Origin of the sequence: Herbiconiux daphne, assembly GCF_024979295.1 — a bacterium.
GTDB classification, from domain to species: Bacteria; Actinomycetota; Actinomycetes; order Actinomycetales; family Microbacteriaceae; genus Herbiconiux; species Herbiconiux daphnes.
Map to the genome: position 1 here is coordinate 113852 of NZ_JANLCJ010000003.1, position 16169 is coordinate 130020.

Annotated in this window: 14 protein-coding genes; 3 read left to right on the plus strand and 11 right to left on the minus strand. The window is 70.3% G+C overall.

Features of this window, described 5'->3' with window-relative positions; genetic code table 11:
- Positions 1–24: 24 nt before the first annotated feature.
- The 6 genes from N1032_RS09275 to N1032_RS09300 form a co-directional block, all read right to left on the minus strand.
- The gene (locus N1032_RS09275; RefSeq protein WP_259538778.1) at positions 25–744 is read right to left on the minus strand and encodes a hypothetical protein; all 720 of its coding nucleotides are present in this window, start codon (positions 742–744) and stop codon (positions 25–27) included.
- Between the two features lie 29 nt (positions 745–773).
- Positions 774–2033: an FAD-dependent oxidoreductase gene (locus tag N1032_RS09280; protein ID WP_259538779.1), complete on the minus strand. Its 1260-nt coding sequence runs from the start codon at positions 2031–2033 to the stop codon at positions 774–776.
- Between the two features lie 18 nt (positions 2034–2051).
- Positions 2052–2780: a class I SAM-dependent methyltransferase gene (locus N1032_RS09285; RefSeq protein ID WP_259538780.1), complete on the minus strand. Its 729-nt coding sequence runs from the start codon at positions 2778–2780 to the stop codon at positions 2052–2054.
- Positions 2781–2794: 14 nt separating this feature from the next.
- Complete coding sequence (locus tag N1032_RS09290) at positions 2795–3970, minus strand: type III polyketide synthase (RefSeq protein ID WP_259538781.1); 1176 nt, start codon at positions 3968–3970, stop codon at positions 2795–2797.
- A 72-nt stretch (positions 3971–4042) separates the two neighbouring features.
- Entirely contained in the window at positions 4043–4684 is a 642-nt protein-coding gene (locus N1032_RS09295; protein WP_259538782.1) for an FMN reductase, read from the minus strand.
- A gap of 2 nt (positions 4685–4686) precedes the next feature.
- Positions 4687–5895 carry an LLM class flavin-dependent oxidoreductase gene (locus N1032_RS09300; RefSeq protein ID WP_259538783.1) on the minus strand — a complete coding sequence of 403 codons (1209 nt, stop codon included), beginning with the start codon at positions 5893–5895 and terminating at the stop codon, positions 4687–4689.
- 166 nt (positions 5896–6061) lie between these two features.
- Here N1032_RS09300 and N1032_RS09305 point away from each other — a divergent pair, with 166 nt between their 5' ends.
- Positions 6062–7369 carry an HNH endonuclease signature motif containing protein gene (locus tag N1032_RS09305; protein WP_259538784.1) on the plus strand — a complete coding sequence of 436 codons (1308 nt, stop codon included), beginning with the start codon at positions 6062–6064 and terminating at the stop codon, positions 7367–7369.
- Positions 7370–7561: 192 nt separating this feature from the next.
- On the opposite strand, the gene rpsO is transcribed toward N1032_RS09305, so the two are convergent.
- Positions 7562–7831, minus strand: a complete 270-nt coding sequence (gene rpsO, locus N1032_RS09310; protein WP_022898789.1) for a 30S ribosomal protein S15 — start codon at positions 7829–7831, stop codon at positions 7562–7564.
- Positions 7832–7972: 141 nt separating this feature from the next.
- On the opposite strand from rpsO, the gene N1032_RS09315 reads away from it, so the two are divergent.
- Entirely contained in the window at positions 7973–9019 is a 1047-nt protein-coding gene (locus tag N1032_RS09315; RefSeq protein ID WP_259538785.1) for an isopenicillin N synthase family dioxygenase, read from the plus strand.
- Between the two features lie 13 nt (positions 9020–9032).
- Positions 9033–10382, plus strand: coding sequence for an MFS transporter (locus N1032_RS09320; protein ID WP_259538786.1), 1350 nt, complete (start codon positions 9033–9035; stop codon positions 10380–10382).
- Positions 10383–10459: 77 nt separating this feature from the next.
- Here N1032_RS09320 and N1032_RS09325 read toward each other — a convergent pair whose 3' ends face one another.
- From N1032_RS09325 to N1032_RS09340, 4 genes are all read right to left on the minus strand, one after another.
- Positions 10460–12697, minus strand: coding sequence for a HelD family protein (locus N1032_RS09325; protein WP_259538787.1), 2238 nt, complete (start codon positions 12695–12697; stop codon positions 10460–10462).
- A 237-nt stretch (positions 12698–12934) separates the two neighbouring features.
- Complete coding sequence (locus N1032_RS09330; protein ID WP_259538788.1) at positions 12935–13309, minus strand: FKBP-type peptidyl-prolyl cis-trans isomerase; 375 nt, start codon at positions 13307–13309, stop codon at positions 12935–12937.
- Positions 13310–13340: 31 nt separating this feature from the next.
- Positions 13341–14663 (minus strand): PrsW family intramembrane metalloprotease, encoded by a 1323-nt coding sequence (locus tag N1032_RS09335; protein WP_259538789.1) that lies wholly within the window; start codon positions 14661–14663, stop codon positions 13341–13343.
- 60 nt (positions 14664–14723) lie between these two features.
- A complete protein-coding gene (locus N1032_RS09340) occupies positions 14724–16163 on the minus strand; it encodes an FAD-binding oxidoreductase (protein ID WP_259538790.1) in 1440 nt (479 codons plus the stop codon).
- Between the last annotated feature and the right edge of the window lie 6 nt (positions 16164–16169).

The window sequence follows — 16169 nt, forward strand, 5'->3', positions numbered from 1 at the left end:
AGGCGGGAGGGTCAGAGCCGAGGATCACCCAGGTTGTTCACTCCGGGCGCGTCGCAGCGGGGGCAGAGCGATCTTGACCGTGAAGCGCGGAGCGGCGCCCTCGACGGTCACCGGCGCCTGCACGGCCGCGCGCTGCTTGGCGAGGCGCTGCAGTTCGGGGTCGAGCGCGGCTCCGAAGTCGCGCGGCAGGAACCCGGCCCGGTAGAGCCGCCCGTCGCCGGCCACCAGGTCGACGGCGACGCGCAGTTCGCGCCCGAGCCAGCGGCTGGCATCCGGTGTCAGCACGGCCGTGAGCCCGCCCACGGTCTTCGCCTGGGCGGCGTCGATCGAGGTCTGGTGCCGGCGTGTCTCGTCGACGGGCACCAGCACCTCGGCGGTCGGGGTGTCGTTCGTGACGTCGTTCGTGGTGGTGCGGCCGGTGCCGGTGCTGGTGCGGTCGGTGCCGGTGTCGTCGGTGCCGGTGTCGTCAGGGCCGCGACCGGCGTCGGCGGCCGGCACGAGCGCGACACCGTCGAGGCTGCGGCGGCTGTTCTCGCTGTCGCGGCCCGAGGGCAGGAAGAGCGGAACGATCAGCAGCAGCGCGAACCCTACGGCGAGCACCAGCAGCACGATCGCCAGCACGGGGCCGACGACCGGCCAGTCGGCGCGGGTGACGACGTTGGCCACGATGGCGAGCAGCAGCACCATCGCGAGCTGGAACGTCTCCCAGCGCCAGATCGGCTTCCACTTGCGCTTCTCGTTCATGCCCCTAGTCTGCCGTGCCGTTCTTCGACTCAAAGCCCCTGCATCGTGAACGCCCGCGCCAGGCGCCGCCGCACCGCGCCGCGGTCGGCCGCGGTCACGACCAGCCCGCGCAGGGCGAAGGTGGCGGCGTTGCACGGCGACCCCATGCTCATGTTGAACTCGGCCACGCGCGAGGCCGTGCGGGCGGAGTGCAGCCGTCGTCGCTCGAATCCGGCGAGCAGAGCCCGGGCACCCGACGGGTTCGCGAGCAGCCCGGGCGCGAGGTCGGCCAGGGCGTCGGCATCGAGCCATCCGAGGTTCATGCCCTGACCGCCGATCGGACTCACCTCGTGGGCCGCGTCGCCGATCACGATCATGCGGCCGTCGGCCATCCGCGGCACGATGCGGCGGCGCACCCCGAAGGCGCTCGTCATCGTGGCGGTGGCGGCGTCGGGCGCCGCACCGTCGCCGATGCGCTCGGCGATCAGGCGCGCCACGAGCGCGGCCGACGGCGTGCCGGCCAGGTCTGTGTCGCCGGCCCCGCCCCGGGCCCGGGCATCGGCTTCTGCACCGGCTTCCGCACCGGCTCCGGCACCGCCCTGTGCCGGGCCATCCGCCGCGCCGTCGGGCACGTGCGTCACCCAGCGCCGGCGCCCGCCCGGCAGGGGGAACGACTCCACGATGCCGTCGGGGTGCAGGTGCAGCACGGCCGTGGGGCCGTCGCCGGTCGAATCCGCGAAGTCGCCCATCACGTAGCGGTAGGGGTAGTCGTGCCGCTCCGACGGGATGCGCGCCGCCGCCCGCACCAGGCTGCCCGCGCCATCCGCCCCCACCACGAACCGCGCGGCGACCCGCTCGAGGGCTCCTTCCCCGTGGCGCACGAGCACGGTGACCCCCGCGGCCCTGCGTTCGAACCGCTCGACCGTCGCCCCGGCGCGGAGGGCGCGAGGAGCGAGTTCGGCGAGCCGGGCGCGCAGGATGCGCTCGGTCTCGACCTGCGGCAGCGACACCACGAACGGAAACCGGCCCCCGGCCTCGGCGAAGTCGAGCTCGGCACGCGATTCGCCGCCGATGCGCAGGATGCCGCGATCGATGCGCACCCCGGCGGCGATCACCCGCTCGGCCACGCCGATCCGCTCCAGAGCCGCGAGGGCGGGCGGGTGGATGCCGATGGCCCGCGAGTGCTCGCGCTCCGTCGGCCGGCGCTCGAAGACCGCCACCTCGAGCCCCCGCTGGGCCAGCGCCGCCGCGGCGAACAGCCCGACCGGCCCGCCACCCACGATCGCGATGTCGACATCGACGTCGGTCATGCCGCGCACCCGGTTCCGTCACGCATCCGCATCGGGCTCGCCCAGGGCCGCACTCGCGGCATTGCTCGCGGCATACATCAGCAGGTTGCGGAACGGCGGCAGCGCCTCGACCGTCCAGCCGCGCCGGGCGGCCACCCGCAGCTCGGCCGTGGTGTAGCTGCGACGGATCGATGTCAACCCGTCGACCCGGATGAACGACCGATGGAAGAACGGCAGCGTTCCCACCGAGAACCCCGCGTAGGCCCAAGCGCTGCGCCGGATGTCGCTGTGGATGGCCAGCCCACGGCAGAGCAGTTCGCTGTCGATCATCAGATCGGCGAGCTGCTGCGCGTCGAGGTGGTGCAGCACATGGTTCGAGATGACGAAATCGAAGCGGGCGGCGGCATCCACCAGCTCGCTGCTCTCGAGTTGACGGAACAGCACGCCGTCGGGGTTGGGCGTGCGCGCAGCGAAGTCGAGGGCCCGCGGGTCGGGGTCGATCGCGGTCACCTGAAGCGGCAGCCCGTCGCGGGCCGCCCAGGCGGCGAGGGCGCGGGCCACGTCGCCGCCGCCGCAGCCGATGTCGAGCAGGGTCGCCGGCACATCGGGCTGCAGCAGGGGCCGGATGCGCGCACGGTAGGTCGAATGCCACCCCGAGACGACCGAGTTCACGAGCCGGAACTGCTCGTAGGTGCGGTCGAGCAGTTCGGGGTCGCAGCGCGGGTCGTCCATCAGCTCACGGGCGTCGACCGCCCGTTTGCGCAGCATCGGCCACAGCACCCCTAAGCCACCCGGGGGGTGCGAAGGGTGAGCAGGCCGGTCTCGACGGTCAGGCCCGGGCCGAACGCCATGGCGCACACGCGCTCGCCGTCGACCTCGGCGGGAGAGGACCCGGTCGCCGCCGATCGCGCCGCCGCGGCATCCACGATGCTCTTCAGCACGAACAGGATGGTCGCGCTCGACATGTTGCCGTAGTCGCGCAGGATCTGCCGCGACGGCACGAGCTGCTGCTCGCTGAGTTCGAGCTTCGACTCGACCTTGTCGAGGATGCTGCGGCCGCCCGGGTGGATCGCCCAGTGCGTGATCGACTCGTTCGGCGTCGCCACCAGTTCGGGCGCGCGCGCCAGCAGCGGTTCGAGGGCGCCCGTGATGTGCTCGTCGATGATCTTCGGCACGTAGGAGCTGAGGATCATCTCGAACCCCTCGTCGCCGATCTTCCACGCCATGTCCTGCTCGCCCACCGGCGTGAGCACGCTCTCGAACGCATCGAGGTCGAGCACGGGGGTGGGGCCCGCCGGGAGCTCGCGTGCCGTCACGATCGCCGCCGCCGCGCCGTCGGCGAACACCGACGACGCCACGATCTGGTCGGGCTCGTTCGACGAGCGAACGTGCAGTGTGCAGAGTTCGGCGCTCACCACCAGCACGACCGCCGAGGGGTCGGCGTCGCAGAACGACTTCGCCATCCGCAGCGCCGGGAACGCGGCGTAACAGCCCATGAACCCCACGTGGTAGCGCAGGGTGCTGGGGGCCAGGCCGAGCTCGCGCACGAGCACGTAGTCGGGGCCGGGGGCGAAGAAACCGGTGCACGACACCGTCACCACGTGGGTGATGTCGCCCGCCTCGATGCCGGGGGTGGCGTCGAGCGCCTTGCGGCCGGCTTCGACGTAGAGAACGGATGCCCGCTCGATGTAGAGCTCGTTGCGCACCCGGGTCGACGGCTTCAGCAGGGCACCGGAGGCCAGGTCGAAGAACTGCGGGTCGTCGTATTGCTCGTCGAGCGTCAGCTCATCGATCACGGTGTAGCGGGTGTCGATGGCCGAGCCGTCGAACGACGCCGTGACGAGCCGAACGCCCAAGCGGTTGAGCCCCTCCTGGGCCGCGAAGACGTCGCGCACGAGGGGCTGTTTCAGAACAGTGGCCGGCACCGCGGTCTGGATGGTTCGAATGCTCACTGCCATAGGCCCATGTAAGCACGATCATTCGCTTGCATGGGCCCATCACAGCAATGTCGCATCCGCGGCCGAGGGTGCCTACTGAGCGCCGTAGCCGCCGACCGGGCTGAACGACGCGTCGAGCTCGAACGGGTCTTTGACGTCGGCCGAACGGGTGGAGACCGCGACCGCCGCCGCGAGCTCCCCCGCGGCGCGGCGGATGCGGTCGGGAAGCGAGGGCAGACCGTCCCCGCCGGCGCTCGAACCCCAGTCCTCGGCTGCCGCGAACACGCTCGTCGGCAGCACGGGTGCGCGCAGGTAGCTGAACAGCGGCCGCATCGCGTGGTCGAGTGCCAGCGAGTGGCGCGGCGTTCCGCCGGTGGCCGCGATCAGCACCGGAAGGCCGATGAGGGCGGTGTTGTCGATCACGTCGAAGAACGACTTGAACAGTCCCGAGTAGCTGGCCGTGAAGATCGGTGTCACCGCGATCAGGCCGTCGGCCCGGGTGATGGCGTCGATCGCCGCTCCGAGCTTGGCGCTCGGAAAGCCGGTCATGAGGTTGTTCGTGATGTCGTGGGCGAGATCGCGCAGGTCGATGGTGGTCAGCTCGACCTCGAGACCGCGGTCTTCGAGGTCGGCCACGGTCGCCTCGGCCAGGCGGTCGGCGAGCAGACGCGTCGACGACGGCTGGCTGAGGCCCGACGAGAGGGCGACGACCTTACGGGGGGTGGTATCGGTCATGATCAGGCTCCCTTGATGCCGAAGGCGGCACCGGTGTGGGTGGAGGGGGAAGCGGATGCGCCGGCGCGGGTGGCCTCGGCGGCCACCGCGGAGCGGGCCTCGTCGTCGGCCTCGGCCACGAGCTTCGCGGCCTGGCGGGCCGCCATCCGCTCGATTTCCGACTGGTGGGTCGGGCCGTCGGGCACGTGGGAGGGACGCTTGGCCTCGAGCTCCTTGCGGAGCGTGGGCACCACGAGCTCGCCCAGCATGTCGAGCTGCTCGAGCACGGTCTTGAGGGGCAGGCCGGCGTGGTCCATCAGGAACAGCTGGCGCTGGTAGTCGCCGAAGGTCTCACGGAAGGTGAGGGTGCGGTCGATCACCTGCTGCGGGCTGCCGACGGTGAGCGGAGTCTGCTCGGTGAAGTCCTCGAGGCTCGGCCCGTGGCCGTAGACCGGGGCGTTGTCGAAGTAGGGCCGGAACTGGTTCACGGCGTCCTGCGAGTTCTTCGCCATGAACACCTGGCCGCCGAGACCGACGTAGGCCTGGTCGGCCTTGCCGTGCCCGTAGAACTCGAAGCGCTGACGGTAGTAGTTGATCAGGCGCTGGAAGTGCTCCTTGGGCCAGAAGATGTGGTTCGCGAAGAAGCCGTCGCCGTAGTAGGCGGCCTGCTCGGCGATCTCAGGGCTGCGGATGCTGCCGTGCCAGACGAACGGGGCCACGCCGTCGAGCGGGCGCGGGGTGCTGGTGAAGCCCTGCAGCGGGGTGCGGAACTGGCCTTCCCAGTCGACCACGTCTTCGTCCCACAGGCGGCGCAGTAGGGCGTAGTTCTCGATGGCGAGCGGGATGCCCTGGCGGATGTCCTTGCCGAACCAGGGGTAGACCGGACCGGTGTTGCCGCGGCCCATCATGAGGTCGACGCGGCCGTCGGCCACGTGCTGGAGCATGGCGTAGTCTTCGGCGATCTTCACCGGGTCGTTGGTGGTGATCAGCGTGGTGGCGGTGGAGAGCAGGAGGTTCTCGGTCTTGGCCGCGACATACCCGAGCATGGTGGTGGGGCTCGAGGGCACGAAGGGCTCGTTGTGGTGCTCACCGAGGGCGAAGACGTCGAGACCGACCTCTTCGGCCTTCTGCGCGATGGTCAGGATGGCCTTGATGCGCTCGTTCTCGGTGGGGGTGGTGTTGTTCGTCGGGTCGGTCGTGACGTCTCCGACGGTGAAGATTCCGAACTGCATGTCGACCTCTCTAATCGATGCGTTTGCATGAATAATAGCTACAACGCGGTTCGAGCGAATCTATTCCCGCGCTCTCTCAGCCATGACATCGATGGCAAGCGCGTAGCGCGCGGCAGCCTGTCGGGGCGAGATCCCAATGTCGGTGGCTTGCTGTTGAATTAACCTCATGAACGAGCTGGCTGATCGACTCGATTCGATCCTCGCCGAGTTGGCCGAGGTCGAGTCGAGCATCGCCGCGCTCGCGGGCCGGCGAGCGGTGCTGCTCGCCGAAGCGACGACCGTGCGACTCGCGCAGTCACGCCGCGATCAGCACGAACTGGCCATGCGCTCGCTCGCCGCCGAGATCGGATGCGCGCTGCACCTGCCCGGCAGCACAGCCACTCGGCTTCTCAACGACGCCGAGACGCTGACCAGATCGTTGCCCACGACGCTGGCCGCACTGACGGCCGGAAGCATCAGCTACCGGCACGCCGAAGTGTTGCTGGCCAACGCACGGTCGCTTCCGCATGACGCCCGCGCACCGTTCGAGCAGGCGCTTCTCGCGACCGCTCAGACAGAGACGGCGGCCCGCCTCGACCGCGTCGCCCGTCGTGAGCGCGAGCGCCTGCACCCCGAGTCGATCGAGGTGCGCACGTCCACCGCGTTGACCGAGCGACACGTCACCGTCACCCCGGATGCGGATGGCATGGCCTGGGTGAGCGGCTACCTGCCCGCTGTGGCCGCGGTCGCCATCGACGAGCGGCTGACCCGGATCGCCCGGGCCGCGCGGTCGCGTGAGAGTGAGCTCTCGGTCGCGCAACTGCGTGCCGATGCCCTCGCGTCGCTTCTTCTCGGCGACGGTCGAGCGTCCGACGAGGCTGACTCGAGCGACATGACCGATCTCTCGGTCGACTCGGCGCTGCTGCACATCGTGCCCACGGTGGTGCTCACGGTGCCGGCGCTCTCATTGCTCGGCCACGATGCCGGCAACGCCGACCTGCACGGATACGGTCCGATCGACATCGACACGGCCCGACGGCTCGCGGCGCGGGCACCGAGCTTCATCCGCATCCTCACCCACCCCGACACCGGCGAGACCCTGAGCGTGGGGCGGGAGCGCTATAGTCCGCCGTCCGATCTGCGCCTCGCGCTTCTGCTCGAAGACGAGACGTGCCGATTTCCCACCTGCAACCGCCGCGCCGAGGCGTGCGAGCTCGACCACACGCTGGGATGGTCGCGCGGGGGTGCCACCGAGAAGGTCAACCTGCATCACCTCTGCGTGCAGCACCACCACGTGAAGCACGACAGCACGGGCTGGAGCGTGCGCGCCAACCACGACCGCACCCTCGAGTGGACCTCCCCCACCGGCCGTCGATACTCCACGACCCCGAACGGCAGAGCCTCCGGCGGCACGAACAGCACCGGCCCCCGGCGCCCCGTCTTCACGGCCGAACCCGACCGCGACCCGGTCCACCCCACTCGGGTGGGCGCATGACCACGTCGCCGCGCATGAAACTCCGTGCACTGTCACTTCCGTGTGATCCCTAGCCACGCAAGGCATGCATGGCACGGCACGGCATGCCGGCCGGGGAACGGTTCGCCGGCCCGGGAACGAAGAAGGCCGCCATCCCTCAGGATGACGGCCTTCGCGAAGAAGATCGCGTTGTCGGCGAAGAGCTTTCTTCGACTAGCGGCGCAGGCCGAGTCGCTCGATGAGCGAACGGTAGCGGTCGATGTCGATGTCCTGGAGGTAACCCAGGAGGCGGCGGCGCTGGCCCACGAGCAGCAGCAGACCACGACGTGAGTGGTGGTCGTGCTTGTGCTCCTTGAGGTGCTCGGTGAGATCCTTGATCCGCTTGGTCAGGATCGCAACCTGAACTTCGGGGGATCCGGTGTCACCGGGGTGGGTCGCGTACTCTTCGATGATCGCCTTCTTGACGTCTGCTTCGAGTGCCATAGATGGGATCCCCTTTCTCTCGTTGCGCGGTGCCAATCAGCCTGATGCTGTGGCTCTCTTTATCCGCGGCCGTCTTCACGGCAACCTGTAGAGCCTACCAGAAACATGCGCGTAACAATGCGCATCCACGGCTTAGCATTGATGACTGACATGACTGACGCGCTCGCCCCCGCATCCCTCCCCGTGCTCGACTTCTCACGGCTCGCCGCGGGCCCGACCGAGGCCGAGGCCTTCCGCACCGAGTTGCGCGAAGCCACCCACGACTACGGCTTCTTCTATCTGGTCAACACCGGTGTGCCCGACGAGCTCATCGACCGCGTGATGGTGACGGCCCGGCGCTTCTTCGACCTGCCCGAGGCCGACAAGCTGGCGATCGAGAACCTCAAGAGCCCCCACTTCCGCGGCTACACGCGGGTGGGCGGCGAGCTGACGCAGGGCAAGGTCGACTGGCGCGAGCAGATCGACATCGGCACCGAGCGCGAGCCGGTCGCACTCACGCCCGACACCCCGGCCTACTTGCGCCTCGAAGGCCCCAACCAGTGGCCCGCGGCCCTGCCCGAGCTGCGCGAGGTCGTCACCGAGTGGTACGACGCCCTCACCCGGGTGAGCCTCACGCTGCTGCGCGCCTGGGCGCTGTCGCTCGGCGCCGACGAGCACGTGTTCGACGCCGCGTTCGCCGAGCGCCCCTCGACGCTGATCAAGATCGTGCGCTACCCGGGCAAGAGCGACCCCGAGCCCAAGCAGGGTGTCGGCGCCCACAAGGACTCCGGCGTTCTCACCCTGCTGCTCGTGGAGCCGGGCAAGGGCGGTCTGCAGGTCGAGAAAGACGGCCAGTGGATCGACGCTCCCCCGCTTCCCGGCGCCTTCGTCGTCAACATCGGCGAACTGCTCGAGGTCGCCACGAACGGCTACCTCAAGGCCACCGTGCACCGGGTCATCTCGCCGCGCATCGGCGACGACCGCATCTCCATCCCCTTCTTCTACAGCCCAGCCCTGGATGCCACGATCCCCGTGCTGCCCCTGCCGCCCGAGCTCGCGGCCGAGGCCACGGGCGTCACAGCCGACCCCGACAATCCGATCTTCCGCACCTACGGCGAGAACGCGTTCAAGAGCCGGCTGCGCGCACACCCGGATGTCGCGGCGATCCATCACGGCGACATCCTGAGCCCGTCCACCACCGCCGAGTGACGCGCGCCGCGCAGTGACGAACAGCCCCGAGAACGCGCCCGCGCCGCCGCCCGAGGCCGAGCCGGTCAGACGCCGCAACCCGTTCGTCGACCTGACCCCGTTGCGCGTCAGCGCGCCGTTCGCGCGGCTCTGGACCGGCGAGGCCATCGCCGGCATCGGCTCGCAGATGACGATCGTGGCCGTGGGTCTGCAGATCTACGACCTCACCGGTTCGACCCTCGCGGTCGCGGGCGTCGCGCTGTTCGCGCTGGTGCCCATGATCGTCTTCGGGCTCTACGGCGGCATGCTCGCCGACGCGTTCGACCGGCGGCTGGTCGCCCTGATCGCCGCGATCGTGGCCTGGTCGTCGACCGCGCTCATCGCCCTGCTCGCGTGGACCCACGTCGACAGCGTCTGGCTGCTCTACCTGCTCACCACCGTCAACGCGTGCGCCGCCACGGTGATCAACGCCACCCGCACCGCGATCTTCCCGCGCCTGCTGCCCCGCGAGCTGCTGCCTGCCGCCGCCGCGCTCAACGGCATCACGGTCGGCGTGATGGTGACCGTCGGCCCCGCGCTCGCCGGCGTGCTCGTGGCCACCGTGGGCTTCGACTGGACCTACACCGTCGACGTCGTGCTCTTTCTCGCCGCGTTCCTCGGCATCGCGAGCCTGCCGAAGATCTTGCCCGAGGGCGAGGTGCAGAAGCCCGGTCTCGAGTCGCTGCGCTACGGCTACGACTTCCTGAAGCGCGCCCCCAACATCCGGGCCGGCTTCCTCGTCGACATCATCGCCATGACGTTCGGGCAACCACGCGTGCTCTACCCGGCGGTGGGCGCCCTCGTGCTCGGCGGCGGGGCGATCACCGTCGGCATCCTGACCGCCGCCACCGCCGTCGGAGCGACCGTCTGCAGCCTGCTCTCGGGCAGGCTCGGCCACGTGCGCTGGCAGGGCCGCGCCATCGGGCGATCGGTGCAGTTCTACGGGCTCTTCATCCTCGCCTTCGGCGTCGTGCTGCTCGTCGCGACGCTCACCGGGGTGGATGTCGCGCCCGACATCGCCTCGGCGAACATCCCCGCCATCGTGCTCGCGAGCATCGTGCTCGCCGCCGCGGGCGCCGCCGACAACGTGAGCGCGATCTTCCGGTCGACGATGCTGCAGACCGCCGTGCCCGACAACATGCGCGGCCGCCTGCAGGGCGTGTTCGTGGTGGTCGTCACCGGCGGCCCGCGCGTGGGCGATCTCTACGTCGGCGCGCTGACGCTGTTCGCCGCGCTGTGGTTCCCGCCGCTGCTCGGCGGGATCGTGGTCATCGTGGCCGTGGCGCTCATCGTGCGGTTCACGCGATCGTTCCGCGACTACGACAGCCTCGACCCGAAGCCCTGAGCTCTGAGGCGCGAAGCCCTTGGGCCGAAGCCCCGAGCCCCGTGCCTGGAGCCCAGGCTCGACCGGGCCGCGCCCTCTCAGAGCCCTGCGGGCGGCTCCTCGCCGGGCGAGAGCACGAGGGCGAGCCGCTGCGTCGACCGGGTCATCGCCACGTAGAGAGCGGATGCCCCGCGCGTGTTCTCCGCGACGATCCCGGCCGGCGACACCACCACCACCGAGTCGAACTCGAGCCCCTTCGCCTCCGGCGGCTCCAGCAGAGCGACCGTGCGCGACAGGCCGGCGACTCCGGCTCCCGCGTCGTTGCCGAACGACTCCGCGAGGGCGTCGGCGAGTTCGGCCGTGCGCGAGGCCGGCGCGATCACCGCCACCGTGCCGCCCGAGGCCGCCATCTCGTGGGCCAGCTGCAGCGTGCGGTCGACGAGCCGCGCATCCGTCGTCGTCTCGTCGGCCGACACCGGCCACTCCGTGGTGCGCACCGACCGCGAGCGGGTCACGGTGAGACCGTTGGCGTGGGCGACCCGCTCGGCCGCGTCGACGATCTGCGACGGGGTGCGGTAGTTCACCGTGAGCTCCTCGAGTCGCCAGTTCTCGCCGATCAGGGGTGAGAGGGTGGCATCCCAGCTCGTCGACGACGCCGCGGAACTCGCCTGCGCGACATCCCCCACGATCGTGAACGACCGCAACGGCGACTTGCGCAGCAGCACCCGCCACTGCATCGGCGACAGCTCCTGCGCCTCGTCGACCACGATGTGCCCGTAGGTCCACGAACGGTCGGAGGCCGCGCGCTCAGCGGTGGTGAGCGAGGCCGTCGTTTCGGCGAAGCCCGACACGACGCTCTCGGCGCTGACCATGCCATCGACGCCCATGTTGCGGATCGCGTTCTTCGCGTTCTCGATGTCGCGGCGGCGCTGTGCCTTCTCGGCGCGCTTCTTGGCCGCGTCGCCGGGCTCGTAGTCGCCGAGCAGCTCGGCGGACTCGTCGAGCAGCGGCACGTCGGAGACCGTGAACTCCGAACCGCGGTCGCGGCGCAGCAGCTCGCGCTTGGCCTTCGACCAGTGCCCGGTGAGCGACGTTAGCCACTGCGGCCGGGCGTAGAGGTCTTCGATGAGCTTCTCGGGCGTGAGCGGGATCCACGCCGTGTTGAGCGCGACGCGCACGTCGTAGGCGGTGCGGATGTCTTCGCGCAGGTAGGCCTGGTCGGCCTCGTCGACCGTGCTGCCGCGCCGGCGCAACTGCTCGGTGAGCTGCTTGGTCAACTGGGTCAGCACGTTCTTCACGAACAGCACGCGGCCCTCGTTGTAGGGCTTGCCAGATTCCCGGGCCTTGGCCATCGCATCGGCGATCAGCGAGGGCTGCAGCACGAGCTTCTCGCCGTTGATCTCGAGCGTCTGGTCGGCCTCGGGAACCCGCTGGCGCGACCGCACGGCCCGCTTGACCAGCGCCGCCATCTCGGCCGAGCCCTTGAGGGCGGCGACCGCGGGGGCGTCTTCGAGGGTCGCCTCGACGCCGGGGTAGAGCTGGCCGAGGCTCGAGAGCACCACGCCCGTCTCGCCGAGGCTCGGCAGCACGGCGTTGATGTACTGCAGGAAGGCGCGGCTCGGCCCCACCACGAGCACACCGCTCGACCCGAGACGCTCGCGGTAGGTGTAGAGCAGGTAGGCCGCGCGGTGCAGGGCGACGGCGGTCTTGCCGGTTCCGGGCCCGCCTTGCACCACGAGCACGCCCGACAGGTCGGAACGGATGACGCGATCCTGCTCGGCCTGGATGGTGGAGACGATGTCGTGCATCTGCCCCGTGCGCTGCGCCGACAGCGCGGCGAGCAGAGCGCCTTCGCCCTGCAGCTGCGTGCCCTCCTCGTCGAGCAGCGTCGAGTCGAAGACCTCGTCTTCGATGCGCACCACGTCTCGACCCTTGGTGGTCAGGTGGCGGCGGGCACGGGCACCGAGCGGCGTCGCGGCGGTGGCCTGGTAGAAGGCGCGTGCCTGCGGCGCCCGCCAGTCGAGCAGCAGCGGCTCGAGGTTCTCGTCGCGCAGGCCGATGCGGCCGATGTAGCGCAGGTCGCTGCCGTCGGCGTCGGGGTCGATCAGTTCGAGCCGGCCGAAGGCCAGTCGCTCCCCCACCTCGCGCAGCTGGCTGATGCGGTCTTCATAGGCCCGCGCGTAGGCGTCGCGCTCGGAACGGCTCTGGTGGTTGCCGCCCACGTCTTCGCGCCGAACGGTGGTGAGCTCGCGCTCCGCCTCCTCGCGCAGACTGTCGAGCCTTGCGTACAACCCAGCCACATACTCACGCTCTCGCGCCAGCTCTGTATCAGCCACGGCACCTCCCGAATCCGGCAAGCAATTCTACTCGTCCGAATCGGCCGAAATGTCACCGGCGCGTGAACAAGCCGTCGGGTCGATCGGAGGCGGCGGTTTGCCGGGTGCGCCGCCGCCCCTGCGGCGCACGGTGCGATCGGCTGATCGCGCCTTCGTGCTGGCCGCCCGCACGATCGGAAGCGACGTACACGCCGCCGCTTCCGATCATCCCCGGCGGGCTGTCGGGGCGAAGCCGACCTACGGAACGTTCACCAGATCAATCACGAAGATGAGGGTCTTGCCGGCCAGGAAGTGGCCGCTGCCGGCGGGGCCGTAAGCGAGGGCGGGCGGGATGGTCAGCTTGCGGCGGCCGCCGGCCTTCATGCCGGGGATGCCTTCCTGCCAGCCGGCGATCAGGCCGTTGAGCGGGAAGGTGATGGTCTCGCCGCGGTTCCACGAGGAGTCGAACTCCTCGCCGGTGTCGTACTCGACGCCGAGGTAGTGCACCTCGACGGTCGCGCCCGGCGTGGCTTCCGCGCCGGTGCCCTCGACGATGTCGACGATCTCGAGCTCGGTGGGAGCCGGGCCTTCGGGGAATTCGATTTCGGGCTTGGTGCCGTTGGAATCTGTCATGCCTCCATCCAATCCCACGCGGCGGGTCAGGTCAAAAAGCCGCCGGCGGTGCGGATGCCGCGGCCAGCGCCACCCGATCGCCGAGCAGCGCGTCGAGAAGTGCGGCCTCGTCGTGCTTCGGAGCGATGCCGGCGCGGCCGGTCAGCATCCGCTGCCGCACGAACGCCAGCCGGGTGGCGTGCTTCGTGTAGGCCTTCATGGCGGCCGCCCCGTTGCCGGGAAGACTGCGGGCCCAGCGCACCGCCTGACGGCGCGCCCGCCCCGACGAGAGCATGTCGACCTCGGCGGGCGTGAACCAGCCGGCCGCCGCGTATTCGGAGAGCCGCGCCCGGGTGACTCGCACCTCGGATCGGCGCAGCAGCACCACGAACACCACCGCGAGGGCGAACAGCGGCACCTGCACGATGAAGTACACCGCGAAGAAGCCGTCGAGCCCTTCGGCGAAGAACGCCGACGCGTTCCACAGCGCATGCAGTCCCATCGCGAGAGCCAGTCCCACCACGAAGATGCCGAGACCGGCGAGCCAGCTGCGCCGGCGCACCGCGAAGCCCAGGGCCACGCCCGTGCAGGCCGTGAACATCACGTGCGCGAAGGGCGACATGATGCCCCGCAGCACGAAGGTGAACCCGAGCCCCACCCCGCCCGACTCGATCAGCGACTGACCGAAGTAGAGGATGTTCTCGGTGAAGGCGAAGCCTGCGGCGACGGTGGCGCCGTAGACGAGCCCGTCGATCGGCCCGTCGAACTGCTTGCGGAAGAACAGCAGCAGAATCAGGATGCCGGCGGCCTTCGCCCCTTCTTCGACCACCGGTGCCTGCACCACCGACGCCCAGAGGTCGCTGGAGGTGTTCTGACTGTCGCTCGCGGCCGCCACGATCAGCTGCACACTGAAGTCGACGATGAGGGCGATGGCCACGGATGCCGCCGCGCCCCAGAGGAAGGCGAACCACAGGGCGGGCCGCGGCTCGGGCTCCCACCGGTCGATCAGGGTGATCGCGGTGATCACCACGGCGAGCGGCACGAGCGCGAGCAGGGCGCAGATCACGAAGGCGACGGGCCCGAGGCCGAGCACGAGATAGCCGATCACGGCCAGGAACACGAAGCCCAGCACGATGATGCCCACGATGGCGAGCACGAGCGTGGCCGTGCTCGTGCTCTCGGCGCGGGTGCCGGGCGTGACCACCGGCACGGGCGGCAGCGCGCCGGCAGCGGGCGGCGGGGCGAGCGGCGCGGCGACACCGGCCGAACCGGCGTCAGGTGATCCGGCACCAGGAGCACCGGCGCCAGGCGATCCCGCACCAGGCGATCCGGCACCGCGCGATCCGGCACCGCGCTCAGGGTCGAAGAGAGTCAAGAGGATTCCTCACGTCAGGTCACGCCCAGCGTAACCCACCGGGCGTCGGTCGGCCGAGCCTCAATACACCTTGCCCGGATTCATGATGCCGGTCGGGTCGAACACTGCCTTGATGCGCCGCTGCAGATCGAGGCCGGCCGTGCCGAGCTCGTTCTCGAGCCAGCGCCGCTTGAGCACCCCCACGCCGTGCTCGCCGGTGAGCGTTCCGCCGAGGCGCACGCTCGCCTGGAACAGTTCGTCGGCCGCCTGCCACACGACGTCGGGAACCCCGAGCTGGTCGGTCGGGGCGGCATCGGCGGCGGCATCCGAGTCTTCCACCGCAGCGCGCGAGATCACGAAGTTCGGGTGGAGGTTGCCGTCGCCGGCGTGCGAGACGGTCGGGATGGCGATGCCGTAGGCCACGCTGATGCGCTCGATCTCGGCGAACATCGCCGCCAGGTTCGACCGCGGCACGCACACGTCTTCGACCAGCACCTCACCCAGCGCCTCGAGCGACGGGTGGAACGCGCGACGGAACGCCAGCAGCGCTTCACCGGCGGCGGGATCCGTCGACAGCTCGACCTGCAAGGCCCCGTTCGTGTCGAGGATCGAGGCGATCTGCGCGGCCTCGGCCTCGGCCGAGAGCGTGTCGGTCTGCACGAGCACGTAGGCGGCGCCCGGCTGCACCGACGGGGTGCCGAGGTAGCGGTCGACCGAGGCCACGGATGCCGCGTCCATGAGCTCCATCACGGCCGGCCGCACGCGCGCGGCGGTGACCGCGGCGCACGCGGCAGCCGCGGCGGTGACGTCGGAGAAGAACGCCCCGATCGTGGCCACCGGGCCCTCGGGAATGGGCCGGATGCGCACGGTCGCCTGCACGACCACGCCGAGCGTGCCCTCGGAGCCGGTGAACAGCGCCGTGAGGTCGTAGCCGGTGACGCCCTTCACGGTGCGGCGCCCGGTCTCGAGCAGCGAACCGTCGGGCAGCACGACCGTGAGACCGAGGATGGCCTCACGGGTCACCCCGTACTTCGCGCAGAGCAGCCCACCCGCGTTGTTGGCGATGTTGCCGCCGATGGTCGAGATGGCCTTGCTCGCCGGGTCGGGTGAGAACACGTAGCCGTGCGGGGCGAGCGTGTCGCTGAGCGCCTGGTTGATGACCCCGGGCTCCACGACCGCGAGCTCGTCGTGGAGCGAGATCTCGAGGATGCGGTTCATCTGCAGAAGGCTCAGCACGATGCATCCGGCCGTCGACGTGGCTCCCCCGGCCAGACCCGTTCCGGCTCCGCGCGGCACGATCGCCACCCCGTGCCGATGGGCGATGCGCACGGCGGTCTGCACGTCGCCGACCTCCCGCGCCTCGACGAGCGCGATGGCCGGGTCGGCCGACCACCAGCCCGACTTGTCGGTGCGCAGCGCGTCGAGCACGGCGGGGTCGGTGACCACCCGGTCGCCGAGCTCCTCACGGAGCAGATCGACCACGACGGACGGGGAGACGGAGGAGGAGGCGACGACGACCATCCTCCG